This is a genomic window from Pseudomonas fontis (genome assembly GCF_028656955.1).
Taxonomy (GTDB): Bacteria; Pseudomonadota; Gammaproteobacteria; order Pseudomonadales; family Pseudomonadaceae; genus Aquipseudomonas; species Aquipseudomonas fontis.
Genome location: NZ_JAMDGY010000013.1, coordinates 51,845 through 70,369, shown reverse-complemented (window position 1 = coordinate 70,369; position 18,525 = coordinate 51,845). Strand labels below are relative to the sequence as shown.

17 protein-coding genes are annotated in these 18,525 nt (G+C 64.0%); 11 read left to right on the top strand and 6 right to left on the bottom strand.

Features of this window, described 5'->3' with window-relative positions:
* Nucleotides 1-6 precede the first annotated feature (6 nt).
* The 9 genes from M5G11_RS04740 (at nucleotide 7) to M5G11_RS04700 (ending at nucleotide 9,459) form a co-directional block, all read left to right on the top strand.
* Nucleotides 7-1,449 (top strand): alginate O-acetyltransferase, encoded by a 1,443-nt coding sequence (locus tag M5G11_RS04740; protein WP_273909421.1) that lies wholly within the window; start codon nucleotides 7-9, stop codon nucleotides 1,447-1,449.
* A 7-nt stretch (nucleotides 1,450-1,456) separates the two neighbouring features.
* Nucleotides 1,457-2,566, top strand: coding sequence for a mannuronate-specific alginate lyase (locus M5G11_RS04735; RefSeq protein WP_273909420.1), 1,110 nt, complete (start codon nucleotides 1,457-1,459; stop codon nucleotides 2,564-2,566).
* Between the two features lie 188 nt (nucleotides 2,567-2,754).
* Nucleotides 2,755-4,215, top strand: coding sequence for an MBOAT family O-acyltransferase (locus tag M5G11_RS04730; protein ID WP_273909419.1), 1,461 nt, complete (start codon nucleotides 2,755-2,757; stop codon nucleotides 4,213-4,215).
* Nucleotides 4,216-4,226: 11 nt separating this feature from the next.
* Nucleotides 4,227-5,384 (top strand): alginate O-acetyltransferase, encoded by a 1,158-nt coding sequence (locus M5G11_RS04725; protein ID WP_273909418.1) that lies wholly within the window; start codon nucleotides 4,227-4,229, stop codon nucleotides 5,382-5,384.
* Nucleotides 5,385-5,396: 12 nt separating this feature from the next.
* Nucleotides 5,397-6,044 (top strand): alginate O-acetyltransferase AlgF, encoded by a 648-nt coding sequence (locus M5G11_RS04720; RefSeq protein ID WP_273909417.1) that lies wholly within the window; start codon nucleotides 5,397-5,399, stop codon nucleotides 6,042-6,044.
* Between the two features lie 33 nt (nucleotides 6,045-6,077).
* Nucleotides 6,078-7,529, top strand: coding sequence for a mannose-1-phosphate guanylyltransferase/mannose-6-phosphate isomerase (locus M5G11_RS04715; protein WP_273909416.1), 1,452 nt, complete (start codon nucleotides 6,078-6,080; stop codon nucleotides 7,527-7,529).
* A 169-nt stretch (nucleotides 7,530-7,698) separates the two neighbouring features.
* The gene (locus M5G11_RS04710; protein ID WP_273909415.1) at nucleotides 7,699-8,163 is read left to right on the top strand and encodes a multidrug transporter; all 465 of its coding nucleotides are present in this window, start codon (nucleotides 7,699-7,701) and stop codon (nucleotides 8,161-8,163) included.
* A gap of 70 nt (nucleotides 8,164-8,233) precedes the next feature.
* Nucleotides 8,234-8,584: a hypothetical protein gene (locus M5G11_RS04705; RefSeq protein ID WP_273909414.1), complete on the top strand. Its 351-nt coding sequence runs from the start codon at nucleotides 8,234-8,236 to the stop codon at nucleotides 8,582-8,584.
* A gap of 50 nt (nucleotides 8,585-8,634) precedes the next feature.
* Nucleotides 8,635-9,459, top strand: a complete 825-nt coding sequence (locus M5G11_RS04700) for an SDR family oxidoreductase (RefSeq protein WP_273909413.1) — start codon at nucleotides 8,635-8,637, stop codon at nucleotides 9,457-9,459.
* A 2-nt stretch (nucleotides 9,460-9,461) separates the two neighbouring features.
* Here the strand turns inward: M5G11_RS04700 and M5G11_RS04695 are convergent, their stop codons facing one another.
* The 6 genes from M5G11_RS04695 to M5G11_RS04670 all read right to left on the bottom strand — a co-directional run bounded on the left by M5G11_RS04695 (nucleotide 9,462) and on the right by M5G11_RS04670 (nucleotide 16,287).
* Nucleotides 9,462-10,256 carry an SDR family NAD(P)-dependent oxidoreductase gene (locus M5G11_RS04695; RefSeq protein WP_273909412.1) on the bottom strand — a complete coding sequence of 265 codons (795 nt, stop codon included), beginning with the start codon at nucleotides 10,254-10,256 and terminating at the stop codon, nucleotides 9,462-9,464.
* Nucleotides 10,257-10,414: 158 nt separating this feature from the next.
* Nucleotides 10,415-11,323, bottom strand: coding sequence for a LysR family transcriptional regulator (locus tag M5G11_RS04690; RefSeq protein ID WP_273909411.1), 909 nt, complete (start codon nucleotides 11,321-11,323; stop codon nucleotides 10,415-10,417).
* A 198-nt stretch (nucleotides 11,324-11,521) separates the two neighbouring features.
* Nucleotides 11,522-12,376: an efflux RND transporter periplasmic adaptor subunit gene (locus tag M5G11_RS04685; protein WP_273909410.1), complete on the bottom strand. Its 855-nt coding sequence runs from the start codon at nucleotides 12,374-12,376 to the stop codon at nucleotides 11,522-11,524.
* Nucleotides 12,377-12,387: 11 nt separating this feature from the next.
* Nucleotides 12,388-12,588, bottom strand: a complete 201-nt coding sequence (locus M5G11_RS04680; RefSeq protein ID WP_273909409.1) for a DUF1656 domain-containing protein — start codon at nucleotides 12,586-12,588, stop codon at nucleotides 12,388-12,390.
* Nucleotides 12,578-14,764 (bottom strand): FUSC family protein, encoded by a 2,187-nt coding sequence (locus tag M5G11_RS04675; RefSeq protein WP_273909408.1) that lies wholly within the window; start codon nucleotides 14,762-14,764, stop codon nucleotides 12,578-12,580. The genes M5G11_RS04680 and M5G11_RS04675 overlap by 11 nt, the downstream gene beginning before the upstream one ends.
* A complete protein-coding gene (locus M5G11_RS04670; RefSeq protein ID WP_273909407.1) occupies nucleotides 14,761-16,287 on the bottom strand; it encodes an efflux transporter outer membrane subunit in 1,527 nt (508 codons plus the stop codon). Before M5G11_RS04670 ends, M5G11_RS04675 begins: the two co-directional genes overlap by 4 nt.
* A gap of 188 nt (nucleotides 16,288-16,475) precedes the next feature.
* On the opposite strand from M5G11_RS04670, the gene M5G11_RS04665 reads away from it, so the two are divergent.
* Nucleotides 16,476-17,423, top strand: a complete 948-nt coding sequence (locus tag M5G11_RS04665) for a LysR family transcriptional regulator (RefSeq protein WP_273909406.1) — start codon at nucleotides 16,476-16,478, stop codon at nucleotides 17,421-17,423.
* A gap of 73 nt (nucleotides 17,424-17,496) precedes the next feature.
* The gene (locus M5G11_RS04660) at nucleotides 17,497-18,468 is read left to right on the top strand and encodes a 2-hydroxyacid dehydrogenase (protein ID WP_273909405.1); all 972 of its coding nucleotides are present in this window, start codon (nucleotides 17,497-17,499) and stop codon (nucleotides 18,466-18,468) included.
* The last annotated feature ends 57 nt before the right edge of the window (nucleotides 18,469-18,525 follow it).

The following is an 18,525-nucleotide window of genomic DNA, read 5'->3' as shown; positions in this document are numbered from 1 at the left end:
GCCCACATGACCCCACACCTGATGAAACTGCTTGGCCTGAGCGCCGCCCTGCTGGCGATCAGCAACGGTGCCCGCGCCGCCGAGGTGCAGGCGCCGAGCTTCAGCGCCGAACCGTGCTGCCAACTGTGCCCTGAAGCGCACGATGCCAGCCGCTACACCACGCGCTACCAGCAGAACTTCACCACCCTGGTCCAAGCCCAGGGCGACTGGCTGTTCCGTACCCGCGAAGACCTGCGCACCGAATTCGACACCAGCCCGGCCGGCTACCGCCGCCTGCAGCAGATTCACGATGCGTTCAAGGCACGCGGCGTCGAGCTGGTGGTGGTGTACCAGCCGACCCGTGGCCTGGTGAACCGCAACATGCTCAAGCCGGCCGACAAGGCCGCGTTCAACTACGAAAAAGCCCTGCACAACTACCAGGCCATGCTCCAGCGCTTCAGCAAGATGGGCTACAACGTGCCCGACCTGTCGCCGCTGACCAACGAGCAACTGCCGGCCGCGCAGCAAGGCAAGGACTTCTACTTCCGTGGCGACCAGCACTGGACGCCCTATGGCGCCGAACGCGCGGCCAAGCTGGTAGCCGAAACCGTACACCAGATGCCGGCCTTCGCCGACGTGCCCAAGCGCGAGTTCGAAAGCCACAAGTCCGGGCGCATGGGCAAGACCGGCACCCTGCACAACGTTGCCGGCCAGCTGTGCGGCAGCAGCTACGCGGTGCAGTACATGGACCAGTTCAGCACCGAACCCAAGGGTGAAAGCGGAAGCGACGATCTGTTCGGTGATTCCGGCAACCCGCAGATCACCCTGGTCGGCACCAGCCACAGTGGCAAGAACTACAACTTCTCCGGCTTCCTGGAGCAGTACATCGGCGCCGACGTGCTCAACGTCGCCTTCCCCGGCGGCGGCCTGGAAGGCTCGATGATCCAGTACCTGGGCAGCGACGACTTCCAGCAGCACCCGCCGAAGATTCTCATCTGGGAATTCTCGCCGCTGTACCGCCTGGACCAGGAAACCATCTGGCGGCAGATGCTCGCCCTGCTCGACAACGGTTGTGAAGGCCGGCCGGCGCAGATGCAGGTGAACACCACGCTCAAGCCTGGCAAGAACGAGCTGATGGTCAATGGCAAGGGTGGCGTGATCAAGGACCTGGTCAATGGTCGCCATCAGCTGGACATCAAGTTCGAGGACACCTCGGTCAAGACCTTGCAGGCGACCCTCTGGTACCTGAACGGTCGCCATGAAGACCTGAAGATCGAGAAACCGCAAACCTCCGACACCGACGGGCGCTTCGCCTTCCAGCTGCGCGAGGACGAGGACTGGGCCAGCCAGACCTTGCTCGCGGTGGAAGTCCAGGGGCCGGAAAGCGGCACCCAGAAAGTCGAGGCCACCCTTTGCAAACGCAACAACTTTGCCGGCACTGCGCAGCGTACTGCGCAGGCTGGCCAGTGAGGTGCACATGAACCATTTGCGCAAGATCGCCGCCCCCGGCCTGCTCGCCCTGGCCCTGTTCGGCCCGGCCGTACAGGCCGCCGCGCTGGTGCCGCCGCAGGGCTACAGCGCCGGCATCGAAAAGCTCAAGACCGGGCCCAACGATTTCCAGTGCGAGGCCGTGCCGACGCCCTATACCGGCCCGTTGCAGTTTCGCAGCAAGTACGAGGGCTCGGACAAGGCCCGCGCCACGCTGAACAGCGCTTCGGAAAAAGCCTTCCGCGACTCCACCGCGAGCATCACCACGCTGGAGCGCGGGGTAAGCAAGCAGGTGATGCAGTACATGCGCGACGGTCGCCCGCAACAGCTCGATTGCACGCTGCAGTGGCTGGGCACCTGGGCACGCGCCGATGCGCTGATGTCCACGGACTTCAACCACACCGGCAAGTCGATGCGCAAATGGGCGCTGGGCAGCATGAGCGCCGCCTACCTGCGCCTGAAGTTCTCCGATTCGCACCCGCTGGCGGCGCATCAGCAGCAGGCCGAGCTGATCGAGAAATGGTTTGGCCGCCTGGCCGACCAGGTGGTCAGCGACTGGAGCGATCTGCCGCTGGCGAAGATCAACAACCACTCGTACTGGGCGGCCTGGTCGGTGATGGCCACGGCGGTCGCGACTGACCGGCGTGACCTGTTCGACTGGGCAATCAAGGAATACAAGATCGGCGCCAACCAGGTGGATGCGCAGGGCTTCCTGCCCAACGAACTGCACCGCAAGCAGCGTGCGCTGGCGTACCACAACTATGCGCTGCCGCCGCTGGCAATGATCGCCAGTTTCGCCCAGGCCAATGGCGTGGATGTGCGCGGCGAGAACAACAGTGCGCTCAAGCGCCTGGGGGACCGGGTGCTGTCGGGGGTTGAGGACCCGAGTGCGTTCAAGGCCAAGAATGGTGAAAAGCAGGACATGGACGACCTGAAGATCGACAGCAAATACGCCTGGCTGGAGCCGTGGTGCAGCCTCTATCGCTGCAGCGCCGATGCGCTGGAGAAGAAGCACGAGATGCAGCCGTTCAAGAGCTTCCGCCTGGGTGGGGATGTCACGCGGGTGTATGACCCGCAGGCCGAAACCCGCAAGCACTAACCCCGCAAACCCTGTGGGAGCTGGCCTTGCCAGCGATGGGCCGCACGCCAGCCCTGGAAGCATCGCCGGCAAGGCCGGCTCCCACAGGGTCAGTGCAGGGCATACGCAATGAAGGTTTCCCCATGAATGTTCATGGGGGGTTTGGGGGGCTGCTGCCCCGATATGGATAACGACAAGGAGAGATCGGGATGGTGTTCTCGTCCAATGTGTTCCTGTTCCTGTTCCTGCCGATCTTTCTCGGCTTGTACTACCTGAGCGGGCAACGCTATCGCAACCTGCTGTTGCTGCTGGCCAGCTACCTGTTCTACGCCTGGTGGCGGGTGGACTTCCTCGCGCTGTTCGCCGGGGTCACCTTGTGGAACTACTGGATCGGCCTGAAAGTCGGCGCCGCCGGCGTGCGCACCAAGCCCGCCCAACGCTGGCTGTTGCTCGGCGTTGCCGTCGACCTATGCATCCTCGGCTACTTCAAATACGCCAACTTCGGCGTGGACAGCATCAACGCGATCATGAGCTCGTTCGGCCTTGAGCCGTTCATCCTCACCCACGTGCTGTTGCCGATCGGTATCTCGTTCTACATCTTCGAGTCGATCAGCTACATCATCGACGTGTACCGCGGCGATACCCCGGCCACCCGCAACCTGATCGACTTCGCCGCCTTCGTCGCGATCTTCCCGCACCTGATCGCCGGCCCCGTGCTGCGCTTTCGCGACCTGGCCGACCAGTTCAACCACCGCACCCACACCCTCGACAAATTCTCCGAGGGCTGCACGCGGTTCATGCAGGGTTTCATCAAGAAGGTGTTCATCGCCGACACCCTGGCAGTGGTCGCCGACCACTGCTTCGCCCTGCAAAACCCGAGTACCGGCGATGCCTGGCTCGGCGCGCTGGCCTACACCGCGCAGCTGTACTTCGACTTCTCCGGCTACAGCGACATGGCCATCGGCCTGGGCCTGATGATGGGCTTTCGCTTCATGGAGAACTTCAAGCAGCCGTACATCAGCCAGTCGATCACCGAGTTCTGGCGGCGCTGGCACATCAGCCTGTCGACCTGGCTGCGCGACTACCTCTACATCACCCTGGGCGGCAACCGCGGCGGCACCTTCGCCACCTACCGCAACCTGTTCCTGACCATGCTGCTGGGCGGCCTTTGGCACGGCGCCAACTTCACCTACATCATCTGGGGCGCCTGGCACGGCATGTGGCTGGCCATCGAGCGGGCACTGGGGCTGAACACCAACCCGCAGCGCTTCAACCCGATCAAGTGGGCCTTCACCTTCCTCCTGGTGGTGATGGGCTGGGTGATCTTCCGTGCGGAAAACCTGCACGTCGCCGGGCGCATGTACGGGGCCATGTTCAGCTTCGGCGACTGGCAGTTGTCGGAACTCAACCGCGCCAACCTCACCGGCCTGCAAGTGGCAACCCTGGTGCTGGCCTATGCGACCCTGGCGTTCTTCGGCCTGCGTGACTTCTACCGCAATGCGCGCCCAGAGCCGCGCCCGGCACCACTGACGTTCAACGCCGATGGCGAGGTCATGCGCCTGGACTGGACCAAGATCATGACCCGCGCGCTGGTGCTGCTGCTGTTCGCCGCGTCGATTCTCAAACTCTCGGCGCAAAGCTACTCGCCGTTCCTCTACTTCCAGTTCTGAGTGAGCCGACCATGACCCGATCATTACGCAAACTCTATTCGCTGCTGTTCCTCGCCCTGCTGCTGGGCCTGGGCCTGTGGTCGCTGGGCGGCCTGGGCAGTTTCCAGCGCACTGCGCAGATGACCACCCTCAACGGCAAGCTGGCCAAGGCCGCCGAAACCCATTACGACGCCGAGTTCCCGCTCAAGCGCATCGGCACCAACCTCTGGGCGGCGATGGACTTCAAACTGTTCAACGAAGGCCGCCCCGGCGTGGTGCTGGGCCGCGAGCAGTGGCTGTTCAGCGATGAAGAGTTCAAGCCGGTGGCCAGCGCCGACCAGCACGTGCTGGAAAACCTGGCGCTGATCCGCGGGGTGCGCGACACCCTGCAGGAGCACGGCGTGCAACTGGTCCTGGCGATCGTCCCGGCCAAGGCGCGCCTGTACCCCGAATACATCGGCGAGCAAACCCCGACCCGCCTGCACGACGACCTGTTCAGCCGCTTCCACGCCCAGGCTCGCCAGGCCGGCGTGTTCGCCCCGGACCTGCTCGCCCCGCTACAGAGCGCCAAGGACCGCGGCCAGGTGTTCCTGCGCACCGACTCGCACTGGACGCCGATGGGCGCCGAAGTCGCGGCCCAGCAACTGGCCGAAGCCATCAGCCGCCAGGACCTGCTCAGCCACACCCCGGAGCTGTTCGTCACCGACACCCAACCCAGCGCGCCGTACAAAGGTGACCTGACCAACTTCCTGCCACTGGACCCGCTGTTCACCCACCTGCTGCCCGCCCCGGACACCCTGCAACAACGCACTACCCGCCCGGCCGAAGGCAACACCGATGGCGACGACGCACTGTTCGCCGACAAGCAGATCCCGGTGGCGCTGGTGGGCACCAGCTACAGCGCCAACCCGCACTGGAACTTCCTCGGTGCGCTGCAACAGGCGCTGCGCAGCGACGTGGTCAATTACGCCGAAGACGGCCATGGCCCGCTGCTGCCAATGCTCAAGTACCTGCAAACCGACGCCTTCAAAAACAGCGCGCCACACGTGCTGATCTGGGAATTCCCGGAACGCTATCTGCCAATGAAAAACGACCTCAGCGCCTTCGATCCGCAGTGGATCGCGCAGCTGAAAAAAACCCGCAATGCCAAGCAAGACCTGGCCCTGTCGTCCCATCGGACGGAACACTGAGAGGTAACGCACATGACCACCAAGCACCGTATTGCCAAAGCTTTCGCCCTGACCGCCGGCATCAGCCTGCTCTCGCTGCAGGCCTGGGCCGGCGCCGATGCCGCGCTGTATGGCCCGAGTGCACCGAAAGGCTCGACCTTCGTGCGCATCTACAACGCCAGCAACCAACCGGTCGCCGCCAGTGTCGGCAACACCCAGATCAGCGAAGTCGGCGCGCAGGCCAGCAGTGACTTCAGCTTCATGCCGCAAGGCGACTACAGCGCCAAGGTCGGCAGCCAGAGCGTGCCGGTCAAGCTCGCCTCCGACCACTACTACACCCTGGTCAACCACGCCGGCGGCACACCGCAACTGGTCGAGGAACCACCGTTTCGCAACAAGCAGAAATCCCTGGTACGCGTGCAGAACCTCAGCGACCAGGCCCTGACCCTGAAGACCGCCGATGGCAAGACCGAAGTGGTCAAGCCGGTCGCGGCCAAGGCGCGCGGCGAGCGCGAGATCAACCCGGTCAAGGTCAGCCTGGCGCTGTATGAAGGCGACAAGAAAGTCAGCGACCTCAAGCCCGTGGCACTCGAGCGTGGCGAAGCCGCCGTGCTCTACGTGACCGGTTCCGGCAGCAGCCTGTCGCCGGTCTGGGTCAAGCGCCCGGTGTCCACCCGTTAATCACCTGCCCCTTTCAACGTTCGGAGAATACTCATGATTCCAGTCATCCTGTCCGGCGGTAGCGGTTCGCGTCTGTGGCCGCTGTCGCGCAAGCAATTCCCCAAGCAGTTCCTGGCCCTGACCGGTGAACACACGCTGTTCCAGCAAACCCTCTCGCGCCTGGTGTTCGACGGCATGCAGGCGCCCATCGTGGTGTGCAACAAGGACCACCGCTTCATCGTCAACGAGCAGTTGGGCAACCTCAAGCTGGAGACCCAGGCCATCCTCATGGAGCCGTTCGGTCGCAACACCGCACCCGCCGTGGCGCTGACCGCGTTGAAGCTGGTGTCTGAAGGGCGCGACGAGTTGATGCTGGTGCTCCCGGCCGACCACGTGATCGATGACCAAAAGGCCCTGCAACGCGCCCTGGCCCTGGCCACCGTGGCGGCCGAACGAGGCGAGATGGTGTTGTTCGGGGTGCCGGCGACCAAGCCGGAAACCGGCTACGGCTATATCAAGTCGAGCCAGGATGCACTGCTGCCCGAAGGCGTCAGCCGGGTCGCGCAGTTCGTCGAGAAACCGGACGAGAAGCGTGCCACCGAGTTCGTCAAGGCCGGGGGGTATTTCTGGAACAGCGGGATGTTCCTGTTCCGTGCCAGCCGCTTCCTCGAAGAGCTGAAAAAGCATGACCCGGATATCTATGACACCTGCGTGCTGACCCTGGAACGCAGCCAGGAGGACGGCGACAGCGTCAGCATCGACGAGGCCACCTTCGCCTGCTGCCCGGACAACTCCATCGACTACGCGGTGATGGAAAAAACCCAGCGCGCCTGCGTGGTGCCACTGAGTGCCGGCTGGAGCGATGTCGGCTGCTGGTCATCGCTGTGGGATGTGCACGAGAAGGACACCAACGGCAACGTCACCAAGGGCGACGTGGTGGTGCAGGACAGCCGCAACTGCATGATCCACGGCAACGGCAAGCTGGTGTCGGTGATCGGCCTGGAGAACATCGTCGTGGTCGAGACCAAGGACGCGATGATGATTGCCCACAAGGACAAGGTCCAGGGCGTCAAGCAGATGGTCAATACCCTGGACGCCCAGGGCCGCAGCGAAACCCAGAACCACTGCGAGGTGTACCGGCCGTGGGGTTCGTATGACTCGGTGGACATGGGCGGGCGTTTCCAGGTCAAGCACATCACGGTCAAGCCGGGGGCGAGCCTGTCGCTGCAGATGCACCACCACCGGGCGGAGCACTGGATCGTGGTGTCCGGCACGGCGGAAGTGACCTGTGACGAGAATGTGTTCCTGCTCTGCGAGAACCAGTCGACCTATATTCCGATTGCCTCGATCCACCGCCTGCGCAACCCGGGCAAGATCCCGCTGGAGATCATCGAGGTGCAGTCGGGTAGCTACCTCGGCGAGGATGATATCGAGCGTTTCGAAGATATCTACGGGCGCTCGACGCCGATTGAGCGGGGGGTGTCGATCAAGACCATTGCCCAGTAGTCAGCCGTAGGGCCCTATCGCCGGCAAAGCCGGTTCCCACAGGTAAGGCGGTGCTTTCAGAAACCCTGCCATTGCCTGTGGGAGCCGGCTTTGCCGGCGATGCTTTTAAAGTTGTCGCCGCCCCGCACCGCTATTAGGATGGATGGTAACTGCACCCAAGGCGCCCACCATGTTCATCGGAATCCTGCTGATCCTCACCTGGCTGATTCTTCTCCTGCGTTACCCCGCCAAAGCCTTGCCCATCTCCCTCGCCGCCCTGCTCGGCCTGGGCCTGGTCGGGGTCTGGGTGGTCTGGCTCGACAATCGCGAGGCCAGCCAGCTGGCCCGCCTTGAACTGCGCCTGAACTACGCCCCGAAAGACTGCCCCGTCGACCGCCCGCTGCAAGTCAAAATGAACAACGGCAACACCGTCCCGCTGCAGGAGCTGCGCTGGCGTGTTGCTGCCTACGCCCCCGGCGACACGGTCAACCTGGCCGAGAACACCTATAGCGCCCCACGCTATCGCGGCCCCGGCGAACTGCAGGCCGGTGCCAGCTGGAGCGACTGCCTGCCCCTGCCGCCACTGCGCTCCGGCTACCGCCCGCAAACCCTGGAATTTCGTGCCGAACACCTTCAGGGCAGTTTTGCCAACTAGTATTTCTACCAGTACCGCCGTTTGAAATCTGCGTGTTGAATGGAGTCTTTTCTTCAGGGAAGACCCCTTCATGACACTGATCACCGTCCCGGACCTCACCGACCTGAGCAAGCTGCTCGACACTCACCCACGTCAAACACCTGGCCTGCTGTTGCTCGGCTCACGCGCCTGGCAGTACTGCGCCGAGCTGCATTCACAGATCGCCACGTTGGCGAACAGCCGCCCCGACGTGCAGCTCTACGAATTCAACGTCGATGACTATGAAGAAGACTTTCTGCACAGCGCCTTGCTGGAAATCTTTGCCCTGCGCCACATCAAATACCTGCCCTCACAGGTGTTGCTGCCAAGCCACGGCGAATCCCGGGTGATCAGCACCTCAAGCCTGGAAGAAATCCGCCTGGAACTGGCTGATATGCACTAGCCGACATGCCGTATGATCGGCCCACTCTTCCCGATCAGCAGGCCCATGCCATGTCCCTCGTGCTTATCACCGGTTGCTCCAGCGGTATCGGCCGCGCCCTGGCCGACAGTTTCAAGAACGCCGGCCACACGGTCTGGGCCACGGCCCGCAAACCCGACGACGTCGCCCGCCTGCAAGCCGCCGGCTTCGCCGGCCGCCAACTGGACGTCAACGATGGCGCCGCGCTGCAACAACTGGCCGAGGAAATCGACACGGCCCACGGCGGCCTGGACATCCTGATCAACAATGCCGGCTACGGCGCCATGGGCCCATTGCTCGACGGCGGGGTCGAGGCCATGCAGCGCCAGTTCGAAACCAATGTGTTCGCCCTGGTCGGCGTCACCCGCGCGCTGTTCCCGCTGCTGCGCCGCAACCGCGGCCTGGTGGTGAATGTGGGCAGTGTCTCCGGTGTGCTGGTGACCCCGTTTGCCGGCGCCTACTGTGCGTCCAAGGCGGCCGTGCACGCCTTGACCGATGCGCTGCGCCTGGAACTGGCACCGTTTGCTATCCGGGTGATGGAAGTGCAGCCGGGGGCGATTGCCTCAAGCTTTGCCAACAACGCCGAACGCGAGGCCGAGCAGCTGCTCGACCAGGGCTCAGCCTGGTGGCCATTGCGCGACAGCATTCGTGCCCGCGCCCGCGCCTCGCAGGATCACCCGACCCCGGCGGCGGTGTTTGCCGAAGGCCTGTTCAAGGCCACCCAGAAAACCCCGACCCCACGGCTGGTGCGCCTGGGCAACGGCAGCCGTGCGCTGCCGTTGCTGGCTACCCTGCTGCCCAAAGCCTTGCTCGAGAAAGTCCTCGCCAAGCGCTTCGGGCTCAACCGCGCGCTGTAGCCTCAGACAATCGAGCGCACCACGCCGCCATCGACGCGCAACGCCGCGCCGGTGGTGGCGCTGGCCTGGCACGAGGCGAGGTAGACCACCATGCTGGCCACCTCCTCCACCGTCGCCAGGCGCTTGATCAGCGACGTGGGGCGATGCTCGGCGATGAAGTTGGCTTCCATCTTGTCGCTGCTCAGGCCTTGCTCCTTGGCCATCTTCTGGAAGAACTCGCCCACGCCCTCGGAACGGGTCGGCCCCGGCAATACCGCATTGACCGTCACGCCGGTGCCAGCCAGGGTTTCGGCCAAGCCACGGGACACCGCGAGCAAGGCGGTCTTGGTGGTGCCGTAGTGCACCATCTCGACCGGGATCTGCACGGCCGACTCACTGGACAGGAACAGCACCCTGCCCCAGCCACGCTCGGCCATGCCCGGCGCATAGTGACGCGACAGGCGCACTGCGCTCATCACGTTGACCTCGAAGAAGTTGCGCCACTCTTCATCGCTGATCTCGAAAAAGCCCTTGGGCTCGAAGATGCCCAGGTTGTTCACCAGGATGTCGGCCTGCGGCACCTTGGCGAACAGTTTTTCTGCGCCTTCGGCCGTCCCCAGGTCCGCCACCACGCCACTGACCTTGACGCCTGGGAACTTGCCGCGCAGCTGTTTCACCGCCGCATCGACCCGGGCCTTGCTGCGCCCGTTGAGGACCACTTCGGCACCCGATTCCGCCAACCCGAACGCAATGGCCAAACCGATGCCAGCGGTGGAGCCGCTGACGATCGCGCGTTTGCCGTGCAAAGAAATATTCATGCCCGCGTCCTTCTATGGATGAAAGTCAAACTACCCAAACCGGCGTTCCAGCACTGGCTGTGTCGAGCGTAGCTGGCGCGTCCGTGAACGCCAGCCATTGACTTGAACTGACGAGTCAGTCGCCAATCAGTGCACCCGGTGCAGCTGTAAAAAAACCGTCAAATTTGGTGTCGGCTGCAGCAGGCCTTGAGGATCTGGCGCAACCAGCGGTGGGCCGGATCATTGTCGACGCGTGCGTGCCAGGCTTGCATGACCTTCACCGGCTCCAAGGCAAAGGGGATACGGAACGAGCGCAACGGCAGCCCCAAGCGCGCAACACACGACTGCATGTGCTCCGGCAGCGGCAGCAACAAGCTGCCATCGAGCAGCGCGAACATGGCGCAGTGAACGCTCGGTGTGATCAGCGCCACGCGTCGCTGCAAAGCCTGTGCAGCGAGTGCGTCATCAATCGGGCCACGCGCCCGGCCACGGCGCGAAACGCTGATCTGCTCGAAGCTGGCAAAGCGCTCGGGGGTGATTTCGTCATCGAATATCGGGTGATCGTTGCGCGCCAGGCACACGAACGAGGTGGAAAACAGCCCTTGCACCTTGATTTCCGGACCGAGGTCGCGAGTGGCCCCGACGTACAGGTCCAGGCGGCCATCGCGCAGAGCGTCATCCTCGTCGTCCTCAGCCTCCGGCATCAGGCGCAGCACGGTGCGCGGTGCCTGCTGGCGCATGGCCTCGAACAATGGTGGGCAATAAGGGGTGATGAACACATCGTTGGCGCGCACGTTGAAGGTGCGTTCCAAGGTTGTCAGGTCGAGATCGTCATTGGCCGTGAACAGCTGGTTGGCCTGTTCAACTACCTGGCGAACCTGGCTGCGCAGGGCGATGGCCTTGGGTGTGGGGACCAGGCCACGGCCGGCGCGAACCAGGATCGGATCGCCGACGGCCTGGCGAATGCGGGTCAGTGTGCGGCTCATGGCGGCGGGGCTGAGGTTCATGCGGCGGGCGGCGCCGACAACGCTGCCTTCGTCGAGCAATGCGTCCAGCGCCACCAGAAGATTCATATCCGGGAATTGCATGAGCGAGCATCCATTCAACGGGTCCAGAGGGTCGGCTGTGGTCCGTGCAGCTTACCCGTAGCGCAGCGGTTTGGCAGAGAGAGTAAAACCGTCCCACGCCACAGCTTCGTTACCTTAGCGCATTCATTTGGATGGATATGTGCAAAAGAGTAAATCCATATTTTTGCAGGAGCCGGCCGTGCCGGCGCCTGCACTGAATTACTGCGGTTTCACCACCACGGTACAGGTCGTACCCGCCGCCAGCAGGTAGCCTTGCGGCACCTCGTCGATGTGAATCCGCACCGGCACCCGCTGCGCCAGTCTCACCCAGTTGAAGGTCGGGTTCACATCGGCGATCAGCTCGCGGCTCTCTGGGTTGTCACGGTCATAGATGCCCCGCGAAATACTCTCCACATGCCCCTTGAGCACTTCACCGCTCATCATCTGCAGGTCTGCCTTGTCACCCACCCGCACATGCGGCAGCTTGGTTTCCTCGAAGAACCCGTAGACCCAGAACGAGTCCTTGTCGACCACCGCCATCTTCGCTTCACCGGTGCGCGCATAGTCACCCCGGTGCACATTCAGGTTGGTCACATAGCCATCGACCGTTGCCAGAATTCGCGTGCGCTTGAGGTCCAGCTCTGCCGCCGCCAGCTGCGCCAGCGCCTGCTGGTAGTCGGCCTGGGCGGCAGTGGCGATGTTGCTGGCATCATCGCGGTTCTCCCGCGAGATCACCAGGTTGTCCATGTCGGCACGCCGGTGCGCATTGACCTTGCGCATCTCCCAGGTGGCCTTGCGCGAGGCAACCATTGCCTGCGCCTGCTTCACTGCCACCTCGTAGTGCTCCGGGTCGATCTGCATCAGCACATCGCCCTTCTTCACCAACTGGTTGTCGCGCACCGGCACGTCCACCACATACCCCGGTACATCCGCGGCAACGTTGATGATATCGGCGCGCACGCGGCCATCGCGGGTCCACGGCGTGTTCATGTAGTGCACCCAGAGCTGCCGGCCGATCACCACGGCAGCAGCCAGCACGAGCAAGGTGGCAAGCAGGCTGAAAAACTTTTTCATCAACTTCGCTCTCAACGGTAAACAGTCAGCGCCATCGCGCCAAACAGGCAGATGAACAGGCACAGGCGCAACAAGGCCGGGTGCCAGAAAAAGCGGTAGCCGTCGAACCCGGCGATAAACCGGTCCAGCCCCCAGGCGAGCCCTGCGGCAAACAGGAACATCAGGGTCATGGTCGGCATGTACACGCCATGGAAGGCGATTTCACGGGGCATGGGTCGGTCCTTGCGCGGGCGCCAGTGCGGCCAGCGGCGATTGCGGGTCTAGCAGCGAAGTACGAATGAAATGCAGGTAGCTCTGCACCCGGCGCAAGGCCGAGGTGTCGAAGTGCCGGGCGAAGGGTTCATCGGTGGCCTGCACACGGCTGATGGCATGGTCTACCGCCACCAGCGCGCGCTCGTGGTTGCTCGCCGAGGGCTGCAGGAACAGCCGCGCCAGCGCCCGCCCCATGACCCGGATCGCCTGGCGCCAGGGCTGCGATTCGGCGTAGCACGGGTGCACCGGCAAAATCGCCTGCTCGCGGCGCAGCTCGATGATTGCGTGACCGACTTCCAGCACCACGAACATCCAGCGCAGCAAGGTGCTCTGCACCTGCGGTTGGCCGACCGCCAGGCCATAGGCCTGGTGCAGCAGGTCGCGGGTCCGGCTTTCGAACGCCGAGCCCAGCCCGCGCAACTTGCCACTCAAGGCGAACAGCACCTGGCCACGCAGGTCTTCCTCCAGCCGGCTCCACAACCAGCGGCTGTTCGGCGGCAGGATGATCGCGCCGGCCGCCGCGCACACCAGCATGCCGATGACCATGGCGATGTAGTCGTTGATGAAGCTGTAGGGGTTGTAGATCGTCAGGTTGTCCGGCACCGAGCCGGTCGAGAAGAAGATCAGCAAGCCCAGCCCATAACCGGCATAGGCCGGGCGCGAGGCGAGGAATGCACCCAGCACGAACACCGGCGCCAGCACCAGGCACAGCAGCGGGAAACCGTCGATCCAGGGGAACACGAAGAAGGTTTCGAAGAAGCCGATCAGCGCGCCGAGCAAGGTTCCGCAGGCCATCTGGAAGGACATGCGCTTGGGGTTCGGCGTGGCCGCCGACAAGCCCACGGTGGCCGCTGCGATCAGGGTCATGATCGCCCCGCTGGGCCAGGCCGTGGCCAGCCAGAAGCTGCCCAGCACCAGCAGAATGAGCGAGGCGCGCAAGCCCGCCGCCAGCGACACCATCCAGTTGGTCTGGGCCACATAGGGCTCGTCCCACTGCTCGCGGGCGTGGCTGTGCTCGGCCAGCGAAGCGTGGGTCTGCGCGTAGTTGTGCATGTCGTCGACGAAGCGGTAGAGCAGCTCGTAGGCCGTGTGGAAGTCCAGCAGGTCGGCCTCGCTCGGGCCGCTTTCGACATAGGCCGCGCGCAAGCTGCGCACACGCTCCGGCAGGTCTTCCTTGTAGGCCGCCAATTGCCCGGCAAGACGCGCGGCGTCGGCATCGGTCAGGGCGCGGCCGGCATAGCCATCGAGCAGTTCAGCCAGCGCGTTCAAGCCCGGCTCGATGGCCGTGACGATTTGCAACGGGCCACGTGAGCGCAAGCGTTCGAGCAATTGATGCAGGGCGTTGAAGCGCGTGGTGATGGCCATGAACTCGCTGTTCATGCGCCCCAGCCGGCCATTGCGCCGACGCATGTGCGGGTCTTCGAAGGCCGTTACGTTGCGCAGGCCTTCCAGGCCTACCGCTTCGGCAATGAAGCGCACGTTGCTGCTTTCGAAGCGGTCGCGCTGGCTGTCGCCACGCAGGCCCTCGGTGACAAAACTGGCGAACACGCCAAAGCGCTGGTACAGCGCGTTGCGCATCGAGGCACTGGCCGACTGCGGCAGGATCGCGGCGCTGACCAGGGTCGACACGAGAATCCCCAGGGAGATTTCCAGCACCCGCCAGACCGCCGCCATGAACGCCCCGTCCGGGTGCTGCAAGGCCGGCAGGCCGACCATCGCGGCGGTATAGCCGGCCAGCACGAAGCCGTAGGCGCGGAAGGTCCGGTAGCGCATCGCGCCCGCCGAACACAGCCCGACCCAAAGGGCCAGGCTGGGCAGGAACAGCTCGGTGTTGTGCGGGAAGATGGCGATCAGCGCGACCATCACCGAGGAGCCGGTCAAGGTCCCCAGCAGCCGCCAGAAACTCTTGGCGAAGACATGCCCGCTTTGCGGCTGCATGACGATGAACACGGTGATCATCGCCGTGCGCGGCTGCGGCAACTCCAGGCGCATGGCCAGCCACAGGGTGATGAACGCGGCGGTCAGCACCTTGAAGATGTAGACCCAGGTCACCCCGTCGGTCCGCGCCCAGGCAAAGAATCCACGGCGCCATTCAAGGGAGGCCAGCCAACGCAACGGCAGGGTCGCGGCACTCATTGTGCGCTGCCCGCTTTATCGAAAATGGCCAGGCTGCCCGGGGTTTTCGGCGCGGCCTCGGTGTCGGCCTTCGGCACATCGTTGCCGGCACCCAGGCCGCCACCCAACGCCGTCACCAACTCGGCATGGGCGCTCAGGCGCGCAGCCTGGACCTGCTGCTGGATCTGCTGCTGGCGGAACAACAGGGTCTGCGCATTGAGCACATTGAGGTAGTCGGTCAGGCCACGCTGGAAGGCGATCATCGCGATGTCGTAGGTCTTCTGCGCCGAGGCCACCGACTCGGCAGCGAAGTGCTGCTGCTCGTTCATCGACTCGCGGCGGATCAACTGGTCGGAGATACCCTTGAGCGCCTCGACCACGGTCTGGTTGTAGTGCGCCACGGCGATGTCGTAGCCAGCCGAGGCCACGCCCAGCTCCGAGCGCAGGCGACCGCCGTCGAAGATCGGCAGGCTGATGGCCGGGCCGAGGTTGTAGTTGAACTTGCGCCCGGTCAGAAACTCCAGCGGGCCGCCACCGGTAGCCATGAAGCCCAGGCCGCCGATCAAGTCGACGTTGGGAAAGAAGCCGGCATGCGCGACATCGATACCCCGGGCCTGCGCGGCCACCTGCCAGCGGCTGGCGACCACGTCCGGGCGCTGGCCGACCAGTTCGGCCGGCAAGGCCGATGGCAGCTTGAGCGCGGCATTGAGCGACAGGCTCGGGCGCAGCAGTTGCGCACCCTCCCCCGGCCCTTTGCCGGCTAAAGCTGCCAGCTGGTTGCGCGCCAGGGCGATTGCTTCATTCATGGCGTCGAGCTGGCGGTGGGTTTCCGGCAGCGGGGTCTGCGCCTGGCTGACTTCGAAATGGGTGCCGATACCGCCTGCCAGCCGGCGTTCGGCCAGGGCGAGGATCTGCTCCTGCTGTTCGAGTTCGGCCTTGACGATGTCGCGCTGGGCGAAGTGCAACGACAACTGGATGTAGACCTTGACAATGTTGTTGTGCAATTCGAGCTGGGCCTGGCGGGCCTGGGCCACGCTCATGTGCGCACGGTCCACGGCCTGCTCGCTGGCATTGCGCTCGCGACCCCAGAGGTCCAGTGCATAGCTGAAGCCCAGGGCCGCGTTGTTGTCCCAGGTATTGGTGCCCGACAGCGCACCGGGGCCATAGAACTGGTCTTCAGGCCAGTTGTGCCGCTTGAGCGTGGCCTCGCCGTTGACCTGCAGTTGCTCCGCGGACTCCACTACGCCAGCCATCGACCTGGCTTCGCGCACCCGCGCAGCGGCCATGGCCATGCTCGGGCTATCCTTGACCGCCAGGGCAATCCAGCGGTCCAGTTGCGGGTCGCCATAGGCATGCCACCACTGCTGGTCGGGCCAGTGGGCGTCAGCGGCAGCCTCGCGGATCGCCGCGTCGGTGGTCAGGGTATTGGCGTGCAACGTCTTGCTTTGCGGGGCAATGCCCCAAGTTCCGATACAGCCGCTCAAGGTCACGCTAAAGGCACAGACGCTGAGCGCATTGAGCGCTCTGATGATGCGACGCGGCACAGCTGCAAATTCCCGACTAAGAAGGTGGATGACGCTTGGAGAAGGCAATTCTAGGGGGCGGCCGCACTGGCGATAAGAGTGTATTACTGCGAATCTTTGTTACGAAAACGGCGATAATCCGGCTTTAGTCTGGAAGACCCCCAGGTAACTTCATGTCACAATTCTGTCGTCTTCTTTGAGAGCGCCCCATGGACACTCTGCAAAACATGCGTGCATTCAGCTGTGTAGCGCAGGTCGGCAGTTTTACCGCCGCCGCCGTACAGCTGGACACCACCACCGCGAACGTTTCGCGGGCGGTTTCCAACCTTGAAGCTCACCTGCAAACCCGCCTGCTCAACCGCACCACGCGGCGCATTGCCCTGACCGAAGCGGGCAAGCGCTACCTGATGCGCTGCGAGCAGATCCTCACCTATGTCGAGGAAGCCGAGGCCGAGGCCAGCGATGCCCATTCGCGCCCGGCCGGGCAGTTGAAGGTGCATTCGATGACCGGGGTCGGCCAGCATTTCGTCATTGACGCGATTGCCCGCTACCGCGAAACCCACCCGGAAGTGACCTTCGACCTGACCATGGCCAACCGTGTGCCGGACCTGCTCGACGAGGGCTACGACGTGTCCATCGTGCTGGCCAGCGAGCTGCCGGACTCGGGGTTCGTCTCCCAGCGCCTGGGCATCACCTACAGCATCGTCTGTGCCTCGCCCGACTACGTGAAACAGCACGGCGTTGCGCACAAGCCTGCCGACCTGCTCAAGCATGCCTGCCTGCGCATGGTCAGCCCGGTGATCCCGTTGGAGAAGTGGCTGTTCGACGGCCCGGAAGGCCAGGAAATGGTCAACATCACCCAGGCGCCGTTCCAGGTGAACTCGGCCGATGCCATGAATGCGGCGATCCGCAGTGGCATGGGGGTTGGCGTACTGCCGATCTATTCGGCGATCGACGGCCTGCGCGATGGCAGCCTGGTGCGGGTGATGCCGGAGTACCGCTTGCAGGAGCTGAACCTGTACGCGATCTACCCGTCGCGCCAATACCTGGATGCCAAGATCAAGACCTGGGTCGAATACCTGCGCAACTCCCTGCCGGAAATCCTCGCCGCCCATGAGGCCGACCTGAAGACCCACGAGCTGCGCATCGCCAACTGAAATCTTGCTGCACAGGGGCGGTGGAGAATGATAGCGTGCTACCCATTCTCCACCGTCAGCCGAGAGTTTGCCGATGAAAAAGACCGTCCTTGCCTTCAGCCGCATCACTGCGCCGATGGTCGAACGCTTGCAGCAGGATTTCAACGTGATCGTGCCGAACCCCAAGCTCGGCGACATCAGTGCCCAGTTCAACGAAGCGCTGCCCGAGGCCCACGGGTTGATCGGTGTAGGCCGCAAGCTGGGCAAGGCGCAGCTGGAAAACGCCCACAAGCTTGAAGTGGTCGCCAGCGTGTCGGTGGGTTACGACAACTATGACCTGGCCTATTTCAACGAGCGCGGCCTGGCCCTGACCAACACCCCGGATGTACTCACCGAAAGCACCGCTGACCTGGGCTTTGCCTTGCTCATGGGCGCGGCGCGGCGGGTAGCCGAGCTGGATGCCTGGACCAAGGCCGGCCAGTGGCAGGCCACCGTGGGCCCGGCGCAGTTTGGCAGCGACGTGCATGGCAAGACGCTGGGGATTGTCGGCCTGGGCAATATCGGGGCGGCGATTGCCCGGCGTGGGCGGTTCGGTTTCAACATGCCGATCCTGTACAGCGGCAACAGCCGCAAGGCCGCGTTGGAGCAGGAGCTGGGGGCGCAATTCGTCAGCCTCGACGAACTGCTGGCGCAAGCCGATTTCGTCTGCCTGGTGGTGCCATTGGGGGCACAGACCACGCACCTGATCAGCACCCGTGAGCTGCAACTGATGAAGCCGAGTGCGTTTCTGATCAACGTGTCGCGCGGGCCGGTGGTGGATGAGGCTGCGTTGGTGCAGGCGCTGCAGAACGGCACGATTCGCGGTGCCGGGCTGGATGTGTATGAGAAAGAGCCATTGGCGCAGTCGCCGTTGTTTGCCCTTGGCAATGCGCTGACCCTGCCGCATGTCGGCTCGGCGACCGCCGAGACCCGTGAGGCGATGGCCAATCGGGCGATTGATAACCTGCGTGCCGCCTTGCTGGGTGAGCGGCCCAAGGACCTGGTGAACCCGCAGGTCTGGAAGTAACCTTTCGGGCCCTATCGCCGGCAATGCCGGCTCCCACAGTGGTCGCTGTGATGCCAT